The organism is Burkholderia sp. Ap-955 (genome assembly GCF_011753045.1).
Taxonomy (GTDB): Bacteria; Pseudomonadota; Gammaproteobacteria; order Burkholderiales; family Burkholderiaceae; genus Burkholderia; species Burkholderia lata_D.
Map to the genome: position 1 here is coordinate 1 of NZ_VWWH01000047.1, position 17,346 is coordinate 17,346.

The window sequence follows — 17,346 nt, forward strand, 5'->3', positions numbered from 1 at the left end:
GCCCGCACACCGCACGCGCCGGCCAGCACCGCGAGCGGCAGCGGCTCGCCCGCGCGCGGCACCCAGTCCGGCGCGGCGAGCCAGGCCAGCGGTTCGGAAAACAGCAGCGTGCCGTCTTCGCGCGGCGGGTCTTCGCCCGGCTCGTGCCGCACGATTACCGCATCGAACCGGCGTTCGTCGTATTGCGCGAGCAGGTTCGTCGAGGTGCCGAGGTGCATTTCGAGCGACAACCCCGGATCCTGCCGATGCAGGCTCGTGAGTACGGCCGGCAGGTCGGGCACCGCAACGTGCTCGCTGACGCCGAGCGACAGCCGGTGCGTGCCGGCCGAGATCGCGCCCAGCGCATGATCGTGCGCATCGAGCAGCGCGCGGGCGGCCGGCAGGAAATTTTCCCCGTCGGCGGCCAGCTTGACGACGCGCGGCGTGCGCGCGAGCAGCGGCTTGCCGAGGTGGGCCTCCAGCCGCTTCAGCTTCAGGCTGACGGCCGATTGCGTGGTGCCGAGCGCATCGGCGGCGCGCGTGAAGCTGGCGAGATCGGCGACCAGCACGAACGCGCGGACGGCATCGAGATCAAGGACTTTCATTTTCGATGTAAATGGATGAAATATTCATCGATGACTGTTCATTATAGATCGCCGCGCCTAACCTGACGCTGTGTTTCCGTTCTTCAACGTCAACTTCACCGACAGGAGCAGGACCATGCCATTCACCCGTATCGCAGTCCGCGAAGGCAAGCCGGCCGCCTACCGTGCGGCGCTCGTCGACGGCGTGCATCGCGCGCTGATGCACACGTTCAACGTGCCCGAGGACGACATCTTCATGGTCGTCACCGAGCATGCGGCCGAGAACTTCGTGTTCGGTCGTCACTACCTCGATATCGAACGCAGCGACGATCTCGTGATGATCCAGATCACCGCGAACAACACGCGTACGCTCGAGCAGAAGCGGGCGCTGTACCGGGCGATCGCGGACAATCTCGCGCAGCAGCCGGGCGTGCGGCAGCAGGACGTATTCATCAGTCTTGTCGAGGTGCTGAAGGAGGATTGGTCGTTCGGTAACGGCCTCGCGCAATACGCCGTTTGACCTGCGACAGCGCGACAGGGCCAGATCGTCGCCTGCGAGTTTTGACGACGTGTACTATGGAAGCAGCTTCACGGATGACGCCGGCGCGGACGATGCGCCGGCGATTCTTCATGTGCAGGAGCCTCCATGTCGCGTGTGCTGGAAATCGTGTTGTCGCTGTCGCTGGAAGGGTGGCCGGTCAAGACCGCGAGTCGCGCCCGGGGGGCGCAGCGTGATTTCGGCGCCGAACTCGTGCGCGCGTGGCGGATCTGCCCGCAGGTCCGGATGCGCCGCGGCCATGAGCGCGTGACGATCGAGCCTTGCCAGATCGAGGAGGCCGAGTTGAGCCCCTGCGCGAGCTGGTGGACCTGGGTCGAGTCGAATGCACATGGAAGACGTGTGGTCGCGTCGCGCACGAAGGCGTTTGCGCCCGGCGTCACGGCCCGCGAACTGTTCGACGCGGAGCATGCGGGCATCGCCGTCGCGATGCCGCTGCCCGTGCCCGAGGCGGCCGCCGCGGCCGACGCCGATGCACCGGCAGATGAAGTGGATGGCGTCGCGCCCGACGCCGCAGTGCCTCCGGCCCCGAGCGTGCAGCCTGAATCGTCGGCGCTGCGCCTCGTCAGCGAACGGCGGCGCGGGCGCTGGGCCGACGACAGCGGCGTCGTGGTCGAGATGACGCTCGACGACGTCACGCTGCATCGCGGCAGCGAGCCGCCGCGCCGTTTCGTCGAGCTGCGCCTTGCGGCGCCCGACTGGGAGACGCTGCCCGCGCGTACCGCCGCGCTGCATGCGCTGTTTGCCGCGGCGCGCGAATTGAGCGGCGCGTGGCCCGCCTTCGTGCAACTGACGAGCGTGATCGATCGCGCCTGCGCGGCCGAGCCGGCCGCCGACGCACCCATCAAGGCCAAGCTCGTCGACCTGACCGGCGTGCGCACGCAGCGCGCCGCGCTGTTCGCGCTGTCCGGCGACATCACCGCGCAGTGGCTCGGCAACGAGGGCGGGGTGCTCGAGCACGACGATCCCGAATTCGTGCACCAGATGCGTGTCGCGCTGCGCCGCCTGCGTACGCTGATGCGCTTCTTCCCGCGCTTTGCCGACCGCCAGTGGCGCGATACGCTCGGTGTCGACCTGCGCTGGCTTGCCTCGCTGCTCGGCACGGTGCGCGACTGGGACGTGTTCGCGACCGAAAGCCTGCCCGCGCTGATCGCGGCCGACGGCGGCGACGGCGAGTGGAACGGCACGCTCGACGCCGCGCGCGCTCAGTGCGCGGCCGCGCGGGTCGAGTTACGGCAGGCGCTGCATTCGGCTCGCTATGCGCGGCTGGCGCTCGGCTGGCTCGAGTGGCTGAGCTCGCTTGCGCTGCCGACGGCCGAAGACGGCGACGCGCCGTCGCTGCGGCGCCATGCGACGAAGCGCGTGCGGCGGCTCTTCGGTCATCTGTACGCGTCGCCGTCGCTGACGTCGCTCGACACGGCCGCGCGCCATCAGGTGCGGATCGATGCGAAGCGGCTGCGTTATGCGCTCGAATTCTTCGCATCGCTGGCGTCGCGCCGCACGCGCACCGAGACGGTCAAGACGCTCACGCGCGTGCAGAGCGTGCTCGGCGAAGCGAACGACACGATGGTCGCGCTGCAGCATCTCGAAAAATTGGCCGCGCCGCCGTACCAGCTCGGGTTCGTGCGTGGCTACGGCGCGGCGCTCGAGCAGCGCGCGGCGCGTGACGCCGAGACGCTGCTGGCCAGCCTGCGGCCGCCGAGGCTCGACGGCAAGCCGGGTTGACCGGCGCGCGCTGACTATAATGGCCGCCCGATTCCCGCACGCATCCCGATGACCGACGCACCGCATTCTTCCCCGTCCGCCGAACCGCTCGAATTGGGCGGCGAGCTGTGGCTGCGCGCCGGCGAGCAGACGCTCGGCGGCGCCACGCGCATCGCGTTGCTCGCGGCGATCGGCGACACCGGTTCGATCACGCGCGCGGCGAAGGCCGTCGGCCTCAGCTACAAGGCCGCGTGGGATGCGGTCGACACGATGAACAATCTTGCCGGCGAACCGCTCGTCGCACGCTCGACGGGCGGCAAGGGCGGCGGCGGTACGACGCTGACGCCGCGCGCCACTTCGCTGATCGCCGCGTTCCGCACGATCGAGCGCGAGCATCGCCGGTTCATCGAGGCCGCGAGCGCGGCCGTGGCCGGGTTCGACGTCGACTGGGCGCTGATCGGCCGGATCGGGATGAAGACCGGCGCGCGCAACCAGTTGTTCGGCAAGGTCGCATCGATCGTGCGCGGCACCGTCAACGACGAAGTCACGCTCACGCTGCCCGGCGGACAGCCGATCGTTGCCGTGCTGACGCACGAGAGCGCCGATGCGCTCGGCCTGCAGGTCGGCACGGACGCCTGCGCGCTGGTGAAGGCGTCGTGGGTCGTGCTCGCGGTCGACGATGGCGAGCCCGAGCTGAAAGTGTCCGCACGGAATCAATTGCGCGGCAGCGTGGAAACCGTTGCCGCGGGCGCGGTGAACAGCGAGGTGACGCTGGCGCTCGACGGCGGCGGGACGCTGACGGCCGTCGTGACCAACGACAGCGTCGAGGCGTTGCAACTCGACGCAGGACGACGGGCGATCGCGCTGTTCAAGGCGTCGAGCGTGATTCTTGCGGTGACGGGCTGACGAGGCTGGCCGGGCGGCGCGCGTCGACGATCGTGTGACGGGCGGGGCGAAGCCGGCATCGCACAGCGCCTGCACGGCACCGGCTTCGTTTCCGCTTTCAGCATATGCCGCTACGCGCGGCTTCTCTCAGGCTCCAACTGCCTGCCACGACCACGGCCTCGCGCGCTCACGTGACGCGCGTCGGCCACTCGGCGTGCGGCGGAGCCGCCTGCACGCGTCCTTCGCTCAACTGCACGACCTGGTCGCCGAACGCGGCGACATCGTCGGGATCGTGCGAGATCAGCACCATCGGGATATCGAGCCGCGCCTGCAGCTCGGCGAGCTCGTGACGCATGCGCTGGCGCATTGCGCCGTCGAGCGCCGCAAACGGTTCGTCGAGCAGCAGGATCCGCGGCTGCGCGACCAGTGCGCGTGCCAGCGCGACGCGCTGTTTCTGCCCGCCCGACAATTGCGACGGATACTGCCCCGCGAGCGCCTCGAGATCGAACGCCTGCAGCCAGTACGCGACTTCCGGCGGCACGATCTTCGCGCGCGGGTTGCGCAGCCCCGACGTGAGCCCGAATGCAATGTTCTGGCGCACGTTCAGATGCGGAAACAGCGCGTAATCCTGGAACAGGTACGCGACGCGCCGCTCGCGGGTCGGCACGTCGATGCGGCGCGCGGCGTCGAACAGCGCTTCGCCGTTCAGCGTGATCGTGCCTTCGTCGGGCGACAGCAGGCCGGCGATCGCCTGCAGCGTCATGCTCTTGCCCGCACCGGACGGCCCGAACAGCACGACTCGCTGCGTCGTTGCCGTGAACGACATGTCGAGCGTGAAGCGGCGCTCGGCGTTTGCGTAGGTCTTGCGGATGTCGACGACGAGGCTCATGCGTGCCTCCGTCGAAGCCGCTCGATGGCGAAAGACGATGAACGAGGCGAGCGCTTCATGTCAGCTGGTCCCGCCGGGCACGCGACGGCACGAGCCAGCCGGTCGCGAGCAGCACGAGCACGCAGGTGATCGACGTCACCAGCACGAGGAAGTTGGCCGTATTGTCGTCGCCGGCCTGGACGGCCGCGTAGATCGCAACCGACAGCGTCTGCGTGCGGCCGGGCAGGTTGCCCGCGATCATCAGCGTCGCGCCGAACTCGCCTAGCGCGCGCGCGAATGCGAGCAGCGCGCCTGCGAGAATGCCGCGCGTGGCAAGCGGCAGCGTCACGCGGAAAAACACCGCGACTTCGCCGAGTCCGAGCGTGCGCGCCGCGCGTTCGAGGTGCGGATCGACACCTTCGAATGCAGCCCGTGCCGACTTCAGGATCAATGGAAACGCGACGACCATCGATGCGATCACCGCGCCTTGCCACGTGAAGACGAGCTCGATGCCGAGCGTGTCGAGCCACGCGCCGAACACGCCGCGCCGGCCGAGCAGCACGAGCAGGTAATACCCGAGTACCGTCGGCGGCAGCACGAGCGGCAGCGTCAGCACGGAATCGACGACGTCGCGCAGCGGCGAGCGCCAGCGCGCGAGCATGAACGCGGCCGCGACGCCGAGCACGATGTCGAGCGCGGTTGCCCAGCCGGCAACCTTCAACGACAGCAGCAGCGGTACCCAGGCGTCTTGCATCGCGCTACGCTCACTTGCCCGCGGGCTTGAAGCCGAACGTCGACAGCACGGCCTGGCCCTGCGGCGACGCGACGAAGTCGATGAACGACTGCGCCTGCGCGGCGTGGCGGCTGTCCTTGACCACGGCGATCGGATAGGTGATGGCCGCCTTCGTCGGCACCGTCAGCGCGACCTTCACGCGGCCCGGCATGATCGCGGCATCGGTGCCGAACACGAAGCCCGCATCGACTTCGCCGCGCGCGACATAGTCGAGGCTCTGGCGCACGTTGGCGGCCAGTACGCCCTTCGCGCTGACGGCATCCCACACGCCGGCGGTGCGCAGCGCGCCTTCCGTGTAGCGGCCAACCGGCACCGATGCCGGGTCGCCATACGCGATGCGCTTCACGCCGGGCGCGGTCAGGTCGTTCAGCGACGTCGGCGCGGCGGCCTTGCTGTCCGCCGGCACGATCAGCACGAGCGAGTTCGCCGCGAAATCGCGACGCGTGCCGGGCACGATCACCTTTTCGTCCGCTGCACGATCCATCGCCTTCTGGTCGGCCGACGCGAACACGTCGGCCGGCGCGCCCTTGGCGATCTGCTGCATCAGCACGTCCGACGCGCCGAAGTTGAACAGCACCTTGGTATCCGGATGCTGCTTCTCGTACGCGTCGCCGACGGCCTTGAATGCGTTCGTCAGGCTGGCGGCGGCCGACACGACCAGTTCGTCGGCAGCGGACGCGGGCGCGCTGAACGCGATACCGGCAACGGCAAGCGTGGCGATCGGCAGCAGGCGAAGCAGGGTGCGGCGAAGCGGACGGACGGTTGAGCGCATGGTGGATTCGTTTTGAATGGGTGGAAACCGTAATCGTAATATAGGGCGGGTTATAACGCTCGACATACCGCTCATGCGACGGCGAGCATGTAATGGTCAGACGTGAAAAGTGGCGAACGCGGCGGCCGGGTGGGCGGTCACGTCCGGAGCGTTTGCGGCGACGATTGGGTGCGCTGCAGCGACGACGGCTGCGAAGCAGGGCGGTAGTTCGGATTGGCCTTCCAGCGCGCGCGGACGAACGGACGCTCGTGGCCCGACAGTTGCAGCGCCACCTTGGTGACCCAGCGGTGCGACGGCACCGTGATGCCGTGCAGCGCCACGGTGACGAGCGCGAGGCTCGCAACGACCGCGGGCACCGACCAGCGGTGCGGCACCGCGCGCCACGAACAGGCGATGAACGCGATTGCGGCAATCGCACCGACGATGCAGCCGGTGATCGATTCGGACGGCGAATGGGCGTCGAGCGCGACGCGCGACACGCCGACCGCGACGCCGGCCGCGAGCCCGAGCGCGATGCCGGCGATTCGCACTGGCGTGCGCGTGCGGATCAGCGCGAGGAAAATCGCGACCGGATAGACCGATGTCGACAGCATCGCATGGCCGCTGAACCCCGTGAAATCCCACTTGCGGATGCCGATCCCCCAGCCGAGGAACGCGATCTTCGTGAGCGCGACCACGCCGATCGCGGCCGCGAGCACGCCGAGCCATGCGGCCGCGCGCTGCCACGAGTAGCCGAGTGCGAGCCAGACGGCGATCGTGATCGCGAGCGGCAAGGTCAGGCCGGCGCCGCCGAACGCGGTGATCATGATCCACAGGTGAGACGACAGGTCGAACATCGGGAAGGGGACGAACGAAGGCGGGGAGGATGCTTAAATCAACGCGCGAGCCGGAAAGAACGACTACAACGGATACAAGCGGCGAAGCTTCAGTATAGCGCCGCGTGCGCATGAGCCCCGTTTTTTGCGCGGCCGGGAACTATCCGCATGCAGGAAAAATCCGAGAAACAATGTTATGGTGCATTGCACAAAGACGAACGATGCATCCGCTGTGGTGCCCCTATTTTTCCTGACTGCGAGCCCGATCGATGACCAAAAGTCTGACCAAGGTGTGGCTGGGCGGCATGAAACGCATGCTGTCTCCGGCCGCCAAGCGCTCGGCGCGCGACGCGCAGCGCATCACACGTGATGCCCTCGAGGCCGCGGCCTCCACCGCCGTATCCGATCTGTCCCCGCCGCGCGAATCGCGCGTGCGACCACGCGCGGCCGCATGGGCGGCCGGCGAGTGGACGCGCGGCGAACATCCGATGGCCCCCGCGCTCGGGCGCCTCGTCCAGAATCTTGCCTACGGCCTCTACGTGCCGCCGGGCCGCCGGCGTGGCGCGATGCCGCTCGTCGTGATGCTGCACGGCTGCCAGCAGTCCGTCGACGAGTTCGTGCAAGGCACGCGGATGAACCTGCTCGCTGACAAGCACGGCTTTGCGGTGCTGTATCCGGAGCAGTCGCTGCGCGCGCACGCGCACGGCTGCTGGCACTGGTATGAAGACACCGACCGCGCGGGCCGCGGCGAGGTGAACGCGGTGGCGTCGCTCGTCGACGCGCTCGTCGACGAACACGGTTTCGACGCGTCGCGTGTCTATGTCGCGGGGTTGTCGGCCGGCGCGGGTCTCGCGTCGCTTCTTGCGCTGCACCATCCGGACCGTTTCGCGGCGGTGGCGCTGCATTCGGGCCCTGCGCTCGGCGAGGCGACCTCGGGCATCACCGCAATGGATGTGATGCGGCGCGGCGTGCGCCAGAACCCGGCTGCGGCCGTCGACGCGCTGGTCGATGCCGCCGCCTATCCGGGCATGCCGGCGCTGGTTGTCCAGGGCGACGGTGACCACGTGGTCGCGCCGAAGAATGCCGACCAGCTGACGGTGCAGTTCATGCGCCTGAACGGGCTTGCCGACAGCCGCGGCGCGTTGCGCGGTGGCGAACGGGTCGAGACGCGCGACGCCGGCGCGCAGATCACCGATGTCTGCCGCGACGGCGAGCCGGTCGTGCGGCTCTGTCATGTGAAAGGGCTCGACCATGCGTGGGCCGGCGGCGACGAAGCCGTGCCGTTCCACGCGGCGGTCGGCCCCGATGCGAGCGCGATGATCTGGGCCTTTTTCGAAACCCAGCGCCGCACTGTGGCGACCTAACGACGCACCGTCTGATCGACGCTGGCCAAAGACTAGGGTTTTCCCTATAATTCGGGAAAACCCTAGTCAAAGAACCTTTGGATTGCGAGATCAACCATGTACCTGCTGAGCCACCTCTTCCTGATGCTGACCAAGAACGCTGAAAAGGCCTCGAAAGAGCGCGCCGACGCGTATCTGGCCGAAGCGACCGACATCTATGATCTCGAATTCCGCATGCGCAAGATCGACCGCGAAGCGGCGATGAACCGCCCCTATACGTTCGGTTCGCGCTAAGAAGCGCAGGGCGGGCAGTCAGGTCCGCCATTCCGGCGAGTCACGCAGCAGAAAAGGGCGCGTGCGGCACCATGCCGCACGCGCCCTTTTTGCATTCCGGGCCTTGTGTCGCGTCAGACGACCGTCAGGCGCACCGGCACGTTGTTACGCGTCGCGTTCGAATACGGGCACACGTGGTGCGCCTTTTCGACCAGCGCTTGCGCGTCGGCCTTGTCGAACCCCGGCAGCGATACGCGCAGTTCGACGTCGAGCCCGAAGCCGCCTGCGTCGTTCGGGCCGATGCCGACTTCCGCCGTGACCTGCGTGTCGGCCGGCAGTGCCTTCTTGTCCTGGCCGGCGACGAATTTCATCGCGCTCAGGAAACAGGCCGAGTAACCTGCGGCAAACAGCTGCTCCGGATTCGTGCCTTCCGCGCCCGTGCCGCCGAGTTCGCGCGGCGCGGCCAGCTTCACTTCCAGCTTGTTGTCAGCGGATACCGCGCGGCCGTCGCGGCCACCCGTGCTCGTGGCGCTGGTCTTGTACAGAATGTTCATCGTGCAGCTCCTGTCTGGAAAAGGGAGGAAAAGCGGCCCGGTCGAACGGGGGTGTCGCCGGCCACGTACAAACAATAGAACACAAATCATTTGTGTGCAAATGAATTTTTGAAGAAAAGGCCCGGCAGTACCGGGCCGGTTCATCGAAGCCCGCCTGTCAGCGTTCGTTGGCAGCCGAGAGTGCGTCGCGCAACTGCTGAAGATCGGCGCGCAGCCTGACCAGGAAGTCGGGGGATTGCTGCATCGCGCAGAAGAGATCGGCGGGCACCGAGCGCGCGCGCTCCTTCAACGTACGGCCTTCCGGCGTCACCAGTACGTTCACGATGCGTTCGTCGGTCGCACTGCGCACGCGCTCGACGTAGCCGAGCGCCTCCAGCCGCTTCAGCAGGGGCGTGACCGTGGCCGGGTCGAGGTCGAGCCGCGCGGCGATGTCCTTGACGGCGATGTCGTCGCGTTCCCACAGCACGAGCATCGCGAGATATTGGGGATAGGTCAGCGACAGCTTGTCGAGCAGCGGCTTGTACGCCTTCGTCATCGCATGCGAAGTCGAGTAGAGCGCGAAGCAGAGTTGCTCGTCGAGTGTCTGGGGCAGCGGAGGCAGGCGGTCCATGATTCAGGCGGCGCGGCGAACGCGCGAACAATTTGTACGCAAATTATTTTGCGCGCAAAAGATCGGGATGAACAGGGGCGATCGGCGACGAGTGGTGGCTGATGGAGGCGGGGGAAGGGAGGAGCGCCGGGAGGCCACCCGGCGCGGAGAACGGCGGGCCGGCGACGCGCGCCGGCCGCAGAGACTTCAGCGGCCCGACGTGGTCGTCGTCGCGCCCGGTTCCTGTACGCCGAAGCAGCCGCGATAGGTCGCGTAGAACGAGCAGTACAGCATCGTGACGATGATGATCGTCACCGGCATCATGATCGTCAGCGCATAGGCGCCGGCGCCGAGCGCCTGCAGCAGCAGCGACAGCGCGAGCGACGTGCCGAGCGCGACCGCGAACCACAGCACGCCGTACACGACGAACGCACCGCGATTGCGCCAGCAGCTCACGACGCTGAAGAACAGCGCCTTGGCGGGCGGGACGTCATGCCACGCGACCAGCACCGGCGCGAACCAGAACAGCATCGCGACCGGCAGGTAGAGCAGCGTCGCGAAGAACAGCGCGCCGAGCGTGCCTTGCGCGGCGAGCGCTTCCGGCGTCGTGCTTGCTTCGTCCGCCGCGCCCATCATCACGTGGAACAGCGCGCCGCCGTCCACGAACGACGAAGCGGCGAACACGACCACCATCGACGCGACGTAGATCACGCCGAGCACGAGCAGCCGCTGGGTTGCGACGGTGCCGTACGAGCGGAAGCCGTCGACGAGGATCGTCGGCATCACGGGCTTGCCGGCCACCGTGTCGCGGCACGCGGCCATGAAGCCGACCGCGACGCCGGGAATGAATACCAGCGGCAGCGCGGAGCCGATCACGGGCACCATCGATATCAGCGTGATCGCCAGCAGGTACGTGAAGAACAGCGTGATGAACGCGAGCGGGTTCCGGCGGAACAGCCAGACGCCTTGACGGAACCAGACATAGCCCGTTTTGGCGGGCACTTCGATCAGTTGCATGCGGTTTGGATCTCGGGAAGCGCGGGCGTATGCGCGATGCGCTCGCGCAGGATGCGTTCGAAATGGCCCGGGTCGTGCGGCTTGAGCATCTCGGCCGCGCGCGGCAGGTAGAAGTCGTACAGGCGCGACACCCAGAAGCGGTACGCGCCCGCGCGCAGCATGTCGCTCCAGTGGCGGCGCTCCTCGGCCGTGAACGGCCGGACCGTCTGGTACGCGCGCAGCAGCGCTTCGGCGCGCGCGACGTCGAGCACGCCGGTCGCGAGGTCGACGCACCAGTCGTTGACCGTGACCGCGACGTCGAACAGCCACTTGTCGCAGCCCGCGAAATAGAAGTCGAAGAAGCCGCCGAGCCGCACGTCGTGGCCGGTGCCGGGCGCGGCGTGCGCGAACAGTACGTTGTCGCGGAACAGGTCGCAATGGCACGGCCCGGCCGGCAGCGCCGCGTAGTCGTCCGACGCGAAGAAGCTGGCCTGGTGCGCGAGTTCGCCTTCCAGCAGCGCGCGCTGCTCATCCGTGATGAACGGCACGATCGCGGGCACGTTCTCCTGCCACCACGGCAGGCTGCGCAGGTTCGGCTGGTTGCGCGGATAGTCGCGGCCGGCGAGGTGCAGGCGCGCGAGCATCTGCCCGACCTCGATGCAGTGTTCGACCCCGGGCGCCAGTTCGGCCGAGCCTTCGAGCTTCGTGACGATCGCGGCCGGCTTGCCGTGCAGCTCGCCGAACAGCGCGCCGTCGTCACGCGGGATCGGATCCGGCACCGGCACGCCGTGGCCGGCCAGATGGCGCATCAGGTCGAGATAGAACGGCAGTTGCTGCGCCGTGAGCTTTTCGAAGATCGTGAGGACGTACTCGCCGCGCGTCGTCGTCAGGAAGAAATTGCTGTTTTCGATACCGGACGGAATGCCGCGGAACGCAAGCACGTCGCCCAGTTCGTAGTGGCGCATCCATTGCGCGAGATCGGAGTCGGAAACAGCAGTGAAAACGGCCATGCGAGATGCGTCAGGTCAGGGTGTCGGCACGCGGGCGGCGTGCGTCGCGACATCAGGTGAAGGGAGGCGGCGCGCGGCGTTCGATGCCGCGCGCCCCGGAATCAGTAGCGCAGGTTCAGCGACGGCAGGCGCGTGATCGGGATGCCCGCGTCGTGCGGCTTCGGCGACGTGTCGGGCGTCGAGCTCATCTGGTAGCGCGTGCCGAAGTTCGACTTCACGTCGATCTCGACCGGCTTGCCGCGATCGCGGTACTCGGTGACTTCGGTGCCGTTCTTGCTCTTTTCGTGGAAGCTCGGCGTGCGGCGGATGTCGGCGAAGTCGACTTTCGACGTGACTTCGGCGCCCGGCCGGTTGATCTTGCGGAGATCGGGCAGGCCGGCGGCCTCGTTGGCCTCGGCCCGAGCCTGCGCGTCGGCGTCAGGCGTGCCGCCGGCGGCGTAAGCGACGCTGGCGGCGGCAAACGCGGCGGCAGCGGCGACGAGAATGAGCGGCTTCATGATGAGTCTCCAGTGAACCCACCGATTTTAGCAAATACTGCGCCCCATCCGGCCCTCGCGTGCGTAGGGGCAGCCATAAAGGCGACCGGGTTCCGTGGTAATGTCGTCGGATCAGACAAGGTGATGAAAATGAAGAACGATTTGAGCCGCCGGCACCGAGTGCTGACGCCCGAGAGCCCGCCGGTCGAGGCTTTCGACGATCCGATCGCCGCCGTCGCGCGGCTGTCCGCTATTTACGACACGAACACGGGCTTCCTGCGCGACGCATTCGCGCGCTATCGCCGCCACGAATCGATTACCGAGCACGTGCGCGCGTGCTACCCGTTCGTACGGATTCGCACCGACGTCAACACGCATGTCGATTCGCGCCGCTCGTACGGTTTCGTCGCGGGCCCCGGCGTATTCGAGACGACGGTCACGCGCCCCGATCTCTTCGCAAACTACTATCGCGAGCAACTGCGCCTGCTGGCGAAGAACCACCATGTGAAGATCGAGATCGGCGTGTCGTCGCAGCCGATTCCGATCCATTTCGCGTTTCCGGAAGGCATCCATCTCGAGGGCGAGCTCGACCGCGACCGCCTGCTCGCGATGCGCGACATCTTCGACACGCCCGACCTGTCGTATCTCGACGATCGCATCGTCAACGGCACGTTCGAGCCGGCGCCGGGCGAGCCGCATCCGCTCGCGCTGTTCACGGCCGCGCGCGTCGACTTCTCGCTGCACCGGCTGCGCCACTACACGGCGACGTCGCCCACGCATTTCCAGAACTACGTGCTCTACACGAACTACCAGTTCTACATCGACGAGTTCGTGAAGCTGGGCCGTACGGTGATGACGGAGAGCGACGATCCCGAGGTGCGTGCCTACCGGAGCCAGTACAGCTCGTTCGTCGAGCCGGGCGATGTCGTCACCTACAACGCGAACCTCGGCAGCGAGCCGGCCGAGGGCGCCGCGCCGCCGCGCCTGCCGCAGATGCCCGCGTATCACCTGAAGCGCGCGGACGGCAGCGGGATCACGATGGTCAACATCGGCGTCGGCCCGTCGAACGCGAAGACGATCACCGATCACATCGCGGTGCTGCGTCCGCACGCGTGGGTGATGCTCGGTCACTGCGCGGGGTTGCGCAACACGCAGCGTCTCGGCGACTACGTGCTCGCACACGGCTACGTGCGCGAGGATCACGTGCTCGATGCCGACCTGCCGCTGTGGGTGCCGATTCCGGCGCTGGCCGAAGTGCAGCTCGCGCTCGAGCGCGGGGTGGCCGACGTCACGCAACTTGATGGTGTCGAGCTGAAGCGCGTGATGCGTACGGGCACGGTCGCGAGCGTCGACAACCGTAACTGGGAGCTGCGCGACCATCGCGAACCCGTGCAGCGCCTGTCGCAAAGCCGCGCGATCGCGCTCGACATGGAAAGCGCGACGATCGCCGCGAACGGCTTCCGCTTCCGCGTGCCGTACGGCACGCTGCTGTGTGTGTCGGACAAGCCGCTGCACGGCGAGCTGAAACTGCCGGGCATGGCCGACACGTTCTATCGCGGGCAGGTCGACCAGCATCTGCAGATCGGCGTGAGGGCGATGGAGATCCTGCGCACGAACGGGCTCGACAAGCTGCATAGCCGGAAGTTGCGGAGCTTTGCGGAAGTGGCGTTTCAGTAACGCGCCCTTGCGGTATAAGGCTTCCCGGATGATCCGGGAAGCCTGCATCGCGGCGGCGAACCACGTGGCGGGCATGCGCCCGGCGGCACCCACTGCGAGGTTACGAAGCCGGGGCGCGGTACGGAAACTATGTAGTCCATAATTGCCGCTATCGAATATTCGGTCTCGATTTTCGTCGACGTGTAATTGAGTGTAATTGAGTCGGGGGAGGCCCTTCGTCTAATTTATATCCAGGTGAGAACCGATACGGGTAACTTGCCGGCACCTCTGGATCGCGGGTCGCTCTGGCCTTGTAATTCAAGGGGGATTTTAAGAAGGACGAAGTGGATTATTTTCTCAATTACCTTAAGGAAAATATCATGAGTGACGTGCTCATTGAATTCGCGACGGATCGGAGCCGCTGCATCGGCGTTCAGCCCGATGCTAGCCAGAGCGGCTTTGTAGGTCCAAACTCGCCGTTGGTACTCCGCTATCTGACCGAGCAGGAAGTACTGAACGCGTGGTATTTTCGTCCCAGCCCAGGGTTCTTCATTCTCGATTTCACCAGCCCTGACTCTACAGGCGAGCAGCTGGCGATCGATTTTAAGGACGGCAAGGTTGCTGCCGAGACGCCCCTCGTCGTGCGTAAATTCACCGGTGCGTTATCTCAGCGGTGGAGCCTGACTATGCGCCCGGGGTGTATCACATCAGTGGCAAATCCGAATCTCGTGATCGACGACCACTTCGACAGTTTGCAGGGCAACAACGTCATTTGGGCGTTTCCCTATAACGGGACACCGGCGCAGCAATGGAGAGTGACCAAGTTGTTGGATGCGGTAGCCGCCAAAGCGCCTCAATACGCGTAATTTGCCTCGTTTTGGCCACTGTCGCTACCTCTGGCCGAAATTGGCATCGCGTCACGTCAAAGGGGCCTTCCGGCCCCTTTGTGCATGAGCGAATTATCCAGCGCATCGCCATTTACGCCTTCAGACTTTACGCCGTTATCGATCCGGCAGTAACGGATAATGTGTCGAACTCGGTCATGTGTTCCGCCATTACATCGTCCACCTCCCGCCGACAACGTCGCACTCACCATTGCACCGGTTCGATCGTCCGGTCGAACGCCGCCTCGAGCAGCGCGGTTTCGCGCACGTCGAGCGTCAGGTTGAGCGCGGCGCAGGTCGACCAGCATCTGCAGATCGGCGTGAAGGCGATGGAGATTCTGCGCACGAACCGGCTCGACGAGCTGCACAGCCGGAAGCTGCGCAGCTTTGCGGAAGTGGCGTTTCAGTAACGCGCCATCGCTGGGTGATGCTCCCGCGCGGCGTCGGCGAGCATCCGCGTCTGCCGCATCGACGCAACCCGGTGCGCCGTCAAAAATGCGCAGCATGATTGACGGCGCTATCGGGTCTGTCATGCGTTCATCGCAGGCGCAATACATTATCCCCAACCATCTGGCGCAGGCCGATCCTCTCGTCCTGCGTTTCGAGCGCTGGGCAAGGGATCATCTCAAAGACGGGTTCTCGCTGCAGGACGCCGCTTCTGCGGTAGGGACCAGTACGCGCTCATTGCAGCGGCGATGCCAGGCCATACTCGGAAAATCCCCGCTGTCATATTTCCAGGACCTGCGCGTGGAGCTCGCGCAAGCGCTTCTCCATGGCGGTATGGACCTGGAATCCGTGGCCGCTCAGGTGGGCTACGTCGACGGGGCGACGTTGGGCGCGCTCCTGCGTCAGAGGACAGGGCGCGGTGTGCGTGACCTTCGCGCCGATCTGCGCTGACGGTTTGTCAAAAGATCCGCGCGCAGTCGGCCAGCGAGTGGCGAAGCCTGCCCGGCAGGAAAAGGCCGGGGAACACTGCGCGGCGCAAGGCCGGCAAAGCGCGACGCCGCATCCTTCCTTCTCGGGATCCACTCCGCGTTCGCCGGCAAGTCCGCGATGAATCTTGCGCAGCCGGGTCTGCAACGATAAAGGCCGCACACGAACGGAAGTTCGCGTGCGGCCTTCTTCATTCCGCGTCAGTGTGTGGGCCGATGAATGCTGCGCTCGGTCGCTCAGCACTCGCCCTTTTTCGCGTGCCCCGGCGGGCAGTGATAGCCGCCGTGACCGTGATGACGCTCGTGATCTTCCCACTCGCGGCGTTCCCAGTAGCGACGGCCGTCCCAGTAGCGGTCGCCATGCCAGCCGACGATCACGGCGGGCGCCGGGGCGACCACGACGGGCGCGGGCGCGACGACGACCGGTGCGGGCGTGCCGATGTTGACGTCGACGTTGACGGCGTGGGCGAGGCCGGACAGCGAAAGGCCAAGGCCGGCGAAGGCAAGGGCGATCAGCGAGCGTTGCATGTTCTTTTCCGTGATGTCGTTGTAAGAGGCCGGCGCGACGCGATGGAAGCGAGGGGGACCGTTCCACCGGGGGAAACGCCGCACCGACACATGCAGTGTGCTGGCGCGCGACGGAAAACGCGAGGCGGGGTTGTTACGGAGGATTAGCGGCCGGCAGGTGCCGGATGCGGGCGTCAGGCCGTGTCATTTGACAATGGCGGCGCAACGTGCGCAGATGATGGCGCGCGCCGCACGGTACCCGCTGCGCGGAATTGACATTCGGTGGCCCGCGGCCACGAAGCGCGAATAATGGCGCGTTACAAAATGACACGCGGCAGGTGGCGGAATCGCCACGTCTGCCGCGCGGGAGGGGCGCGCCGGCCGTCGGGCCGGCGATCGTCATGGGTGGATTACAGGTAGAACATCCGGTCTTCTTCGGGGCGCGGCGGATGGCCTTCATCGTCCGAGCCTTCTTCCTCGCCGCTGTCCTCGTAGAACGCGAGCACCGCGTCGAGCACCTGGTCGGGATCGTCGATCACCTGCATCAGGTCCATGTCTTCCGGATTGATGAGGCCCATCGGGATCAGCTGGTCGCGGAACCACTGCAGCAGCCCCTTCCAGAACTCGCTGCCGACGAGGATGATCGGCACGAGGCGCGACTTCTTCGTCTGGATCAGCGTGAGCACTTCCGACAGTTCGTCGAGCGTGCCGAAGCCACCCGGCATCACGATCACCGCATCCGAATTCTTCACGAACGTGACCTTGCGCGTGAAGAAGTGGCGGAAGCGCAGCGAGATGTCCTGGTAGTGGTTGCCGGCCTGTTCGTGCGGCAACTCGATGTTCAGGCCGACCGACGGCGCTTTGCCGGCGTGCGCGCCCTTGTTCGCCGCTTCCATGATGCCGGGGCCGCCGCCGGAGATCACGGCGAAGCCGGCGTCGGACAGCTTGCGCGCGATCTGCGCGGCGAGCTTGTAGTGCGGCGTATCGGGTTTGAGGCGGGCAGAACCGTAGATGCTGACAGCCGGGCGGATCTCCGACAGGTACTCGGTCGCCTCGATAAACTCTGCCATAATCGTGAACATCTGCCACGATGCGCGCGCCTTCTTGGCCGTCGCGCGTTCTTGATCTGCGAGCGAACGCAGACTCGGAATCACTTTTCTCTTGTTCATA

20 protein-coding genes and 1 pseudogene are annotated in these 17,346 nt (G+C 66.5%); 8 read left to right on the forward strand and 13 right to left on the reverse strand.

Translation table 11 applies throughout. The annotated features are described in order from the left end of the window. Positions 1 to 584: LysR family transcriptional regulator (locus tag F3J15_RS22765; protein ID WP_166894211.1), on the reverse strand; the 584-nt coding region annotated here is incomplete at its 3' end. 115 nt (positions 585 to 699) lie between these two features. Between F3J15_RS22765 and F3J15_RS22770 the strand changes: the two genes are divergently transcribed. The 3 genes from F3J15_RS22770 to F3J15_RS22780 all read left to right on the forward strand — a co-directional run bounded on the left by F3J15_RS22770 (position 700) and on the right by F3J15_RS22780 (position 3,729). Then, the gene (locus tag F3J15_RS22770) at positions 700 to 1,083 is read left to right on the forward strand and encodes a tautomerase family protein (protein ID WP_011355834.1); all 384 of its coding nucleotides are present in this window, start codon (positions 700 to 702) and stop codon (positions 1,081 to 1,083) included. A gap of 126 nt (positions 1,084 to 1,209) precedes the next feature. Next, a complete protein-coding gene (locus F3J15_RS22775; RefSeq protein ID WP_166894213.1) occupies positions 1,210 to 2,844 on the forward strand; it encodes a CHAD domain-containing protein in 1,635 nt (544 codons plus the stop codon). A 48-nt stretch (positions 2,845 to 2,892) separates the two neighbouring features. Continuing rightward, complete coding sequence (locus tag F3J15_RS22780) at positions 2,893 to 3,729, forward strand: TOBE domain-containing protein (protein WP_166894215.1); 837 nt, start codon at positions 2,893 to 2,895, stop codon at positions 3,727 to 3,729. Positions 3,730 to 3,895: 166 nt separating this feature from the next. On the opposite strand, the gene F3J15_RS22785 is transcribed toward F3J15_RS22780, so the two are convergent. From F3J15_RS22785 to F3J15_RS22800, 4 genes are all read right to left on the reverse strand, one after another. Next, the gene (locus F3J15_RS22785) at positions 3,896 to 4,597 is read right to left on the reverse strand and encodes an ATP-binding cassette domain-containing protein (protein WP_166894217.1); all 702 of its coding nucleotides are present in this window, start codon (positions 4,595 to 4,597) and stop codon (positions 3,896 to 3,898) included. 55 nt (positions 4,598 to 4,652) lie between these two features. After that, on the reverse strand, positions 4,653 to 5,330 hold the full coding sequence (modB, locus tag F3J15_RS22790; protein ID WP_069251074.1) for a molybdate ABC transporter permease subunit: 678 nt from the start codon (positions 5,328 to 5,330) through the stop codon (positions 4,653 to 4,655). Between the two features lie 10 nt (positions 5,331 to 5,340). After that, entirely contained in the window at positions 5,341 to 6,141 is an 801-nt protein-coding gene (gene modA, locus F3J15_RS22795) for a molybdate ABC transporter substrate-binding protein (protein ID WP_166894219.1), read from the reverse strand. Positions 6,142 to 6,278: 137 nt separating this feature from the next. Further along, positions 6,279 to 6,977, reverse strand: coding sequence for a phosphatase PAP2 family protein (locus tag F3J15_RS22800; protein WP_166894221.1), 699 nt, complete (start codon positions 6,975 to 6,977; stop codon positions 6,279 to 6,281). Between the two features lie 248 nt (positions 6,978 to 7,225). Between F3J15_RS22800 and F3J15_RS22805 the strand changes: the two genes are divergently transcribed. Further along, a complete protein-coding gene (locus tag F3J15_RS22805) occupies positions 7,226 to 8,320 on the forward strand; it encodes a PHB depolymerase family esterase (RefSeq protein ID WP_166894223.1) in 1,095 nt (364 codons plus the stop codon). Positions 8,321 to 8,416: 96 nt separating this feature from the next. Further along, entirely contained in the window at positions 8,417 to 8,593 is a 177-nt protein-coding gene (locus F3J15_RS22810; protein WP_069251078.1) for a DUF3563 family protein, read from the forward strand. A 113-nt stretch (positions 8,594 to 8,706) separates the two neighbouring features. Here the strand turns inward: F3J15_RS22810 and F3J15_RS22815 are convergent, their stop codons facing one another. The 5 genes from F3J15_RS22815 to F3J15_RS22835 form a co-directional block, all read right to left on the reverse strand. Next, positions 8,707 to 9,126, reverse strand: coding sequence for an organic hydroperoxide resistance protein (locus tag F3J15_RS22815; protein WP_011355825.1), 420 nt, complete (start codon positions 9,124 to 9,126; stop codon positions 8,707 to 8,709). Between the two features lie 157 nt (positions 9,127 to 9,283). Next, a complete protein-coding gene (locus F3J15_RS22820) occupies positions 9,284 to 9,736 on the reverse strand; it encodes a MarR family transcriptional regulator (RefSeq protein WP_069251079.1) in 453 nt (150 codons plus the stop codon). Positions 9,737 to 9,922: 186 nt separating this feature from the next. After that, on the reverse strand, positions 9,923 to 10,732 hold the full coding sequence (locus tag F3J15_RS22825) for a BPSS1780 family membrane protein (protein ID WP_089486238.1): 810 nt from the start codon (positions 10,730 to 10,732) through the stop codon (positions 9,923 to 9,925). Continuing rightward, positions 10,723 to 11,721: a homoserine kinase gene (locus tag F3J15_RS22830; RefSeq protein WP_166894225.1), complete on the reverse strand. Its 999-nt coding sequence runs from the start codon at positions 11,719 to 11,721 to the stop codon at positions 10,723 to 10,725. The genes F3J15_RS22825 and F3J15_RS22830 overlap by 10 nt, the downstream gene beginning before the upstream one ends. Before the next feature lie 101 nt (positions 11,722 to 11,822). Beyond that, positions 11,823 to 12,218, reverse strand: coding sequence for a hypothetical protein (locus tag F3J15_RS22835; protein WP_039358086.1), 396 nt, complete (start codon positions 12,216 to 12,218; stop codon positions 11,823 to 11,825). A gap of 129 nt (positions 12,219 to 12,347) precedes the next feature. On the opposite strand from F3J15_RS22835, the gene F3J15_RS22840 reads away from it, so the two are divergent. Both F3J15_RS22840 and F3J15_RS22845 read left to right on the forward strand, forming a co-directional pair. After that, positions 12,348 to 13,874, forward strand: a complete 1,527-nt coding sequence (locus F3J15_RS22840; protein ID WP_069252880.1) for an AMP nucleosidase — start codon at positions 12,348 to 12,350, stop codon at positions 13,872 to 13,874. A gap of 359 nt (positions 13,875 to 14,233) precedes the next feature. Next, positions 14,234 to 14,719, forward strand: a complete 486-nt coding sequence (locus F3J15_RS22845; protein WP_166894227.1) for a hypothetical protein — start codon at positions 14,234 to 14,236, stop codon at positions 14,717 to 14,719. 223 nt (positions 14,720 to 14,942) lie between these two features. On the opposite strand, the gene F3J15_RS22850 is transcribed toward F3J15_RS22845, so the two are convergent. Beyond that, the gene (locus F3J15_RS22850; RefSeq protein WP_166894209.1) at positions 14,943 to 15,083 is read right to left on the reverse strand and encodes a hypothetical protein; all 141 of its coding nucleotides are present in this window, start codon (positions 15,081 to 15,083) and stop codon (positions 14,943 to 14,945) included. Between the two features lie 137 nt (positions 15,084 to 15,220). Between F3J15_RS22850 and F3J15_RS22855 the strand changes: the two are divergent. Then, positions 15,221 to 15,634 (forward strand): annotated as a pseudogene (locus tag F3J15_RS22855) (helix-turn-helix domain-containing protein); the annotation flags it as partial. Positions 15,635 to 15,906: 272 nt separating this feature from the next. Here F3J15_RS22855 and F3J15_RS22860 read toward each other — a convergent pair. Both F3J15_RS22860 and F3J15_RS22865 read right to left on the reverse strand, forming a co-directional pair. Continuing rightward, positions 15,907 to 16,197: a hypothetical protein gene (locus F3J15_RS22860; protein WP_126367191.1), complete on the reverse strand. Its 291-nt coding sequence runs from the start codon at positions 16,195 to 16,197 to the stop codon at positions 15,907 to 15,909. 389 nt (positions 16,198 to 16,586) lie between these two features. Next, entirely contained in the window at positions 16,587 to 17,345 is a 759-nt protein-coding gene (locus tag F3J15_RS22865; RefSeq protein WP_039358092.1) for a TIGR00730 family Rossman fold protein, read from the reverse strand. Position 17,346 lies beyond the last annotated feature (1 nt).

Bases quoted from the DNA above. Each gene is read 5' to 3' on its own strand.
- F3J15_RS22770 (WP_011355834.1), top strand. From the start codon at position 700: ATGCCATTCACCCGTATCGCAGTCCGCGAAGGCAAGCCGGCCGCCTAC.
- F3J15_RS22775 (WP_166894213.1), top strand. From the start codon at position 1,210: ATGTCGCGTGTGCTGGAAATCGTGTTGTCGCTGTCGCTGGAAGGGTGG.
- F3J15_RS22780 (WP_166894215.1), top strand. From the start codon at position 2,893: ATGACCGACGCACCGCATTCTTCCCCGTCCGCCGAACCGCTCGAATTG.
- F3J15_RS22785 (WP_166894217.1), bottom strand. From the start codon at position 4,597: ATGAGCCTCGTCGTCGACATCCGCAAGACCTACGCAAACGCCGAGCGC.
- modB (WP_069251074.1), bottom strand. From the start codon at position 5,330: ATGCAAGACGCCTGGGTACCGCTGCTGCTGTCGTTGAAGGTTGCCGGC.
- modA (WP_166894219.1), bottom strand. From the start codon at position 6,141: ATGCGCTCAACCGTCCGTCCGCTTCGCCGCACCCTGCTTCGCCTGCTG.
- F3J15_RS22800 (WP_166894221.1), bottom strand. From the start codon at position 6,977: ATGTTCGACCTGTCGTCTCACCTGTGGATCATGATCACCGCGTTCGGC.
- F3J15_RS22805 (WP_166894223.1), top strand. From the start codon at position 7,226: ATGACCAAAAGTCTGACCAAGGTGTGGCTGGGCGGCATGAAACGCATG.
- F3J15_RS22810 (WP_069251078.1), top strand. From the start codon at position 8,417: ATGTACCTGCTGAGCCACCTCTTCCTGATGCTGACCAAGAACGCTGAA.
- F3J15_RS22815 (WP_011355825.1), bottom strand. From the start codon at position 9,126: ATGAACATTCTGTACAAGACCAGCGCCACGAGCACGGGTGGCCGCGAC.
- F3J15_RS22820 (WP_069251079.1), bottom strand. From the start codon at position 9,736: ATGGACCGCCTGCCTCCGCTGCCCCAGACACTCGACGAGCAACTCTGC.
- F3J15_RS22825 (WP_089486238.1), bottom strand. From the start codon at position 10,732: ATGCAACTGATCGAAGTGCCCGCCAAAACGGGCTATGTCTGGTTCCGT.
- F3J15_RS22830 (WP_166894225.1), bottom strand. From the start codon at position 11,721: ATGGCCGTTTTCACTGCTGTTTCCGACTCCGATCTCGCGCAATGGATG.
- F3J15_RS22835 (WP_039358086.1), bottom strand. From the start codon at position 12,218: ATGAAGCCGCTCATTCTCGTCGCCGCTGCCGCCGCGTTTGCCGCCGCC.
- F3J15_RS22840 (WP_069252880.1), top strand. From the start codon at position 12,348: ATGAAGAACGATTTGAGCCGCCGGCACCGAGTGCTGACGCCCGAGAGC.
- F3J15_RS22845 (WP_166894227.1), top strand. From the start codon at position 14,234: ATGAGTGACGTGCTCATTGAATTCGCGACGGATCGGAGCCGCTGCATC.
- F3J15_RS22860 (WP_126367191.1), bottom strand. From the start codon at position 16,197: ATGCAACGCTCGCTGATCGCCCTTGCCTTCGCCGGCCTTGGCCTTTCG.
- F3J15_RS22865 (WP_039358092.1), bottom strand. From the start codon at position 17,345: ATGAACAAGAGAAAAGTGATTCCGAGTCTGCGTTCGCTCGCAGATCAA.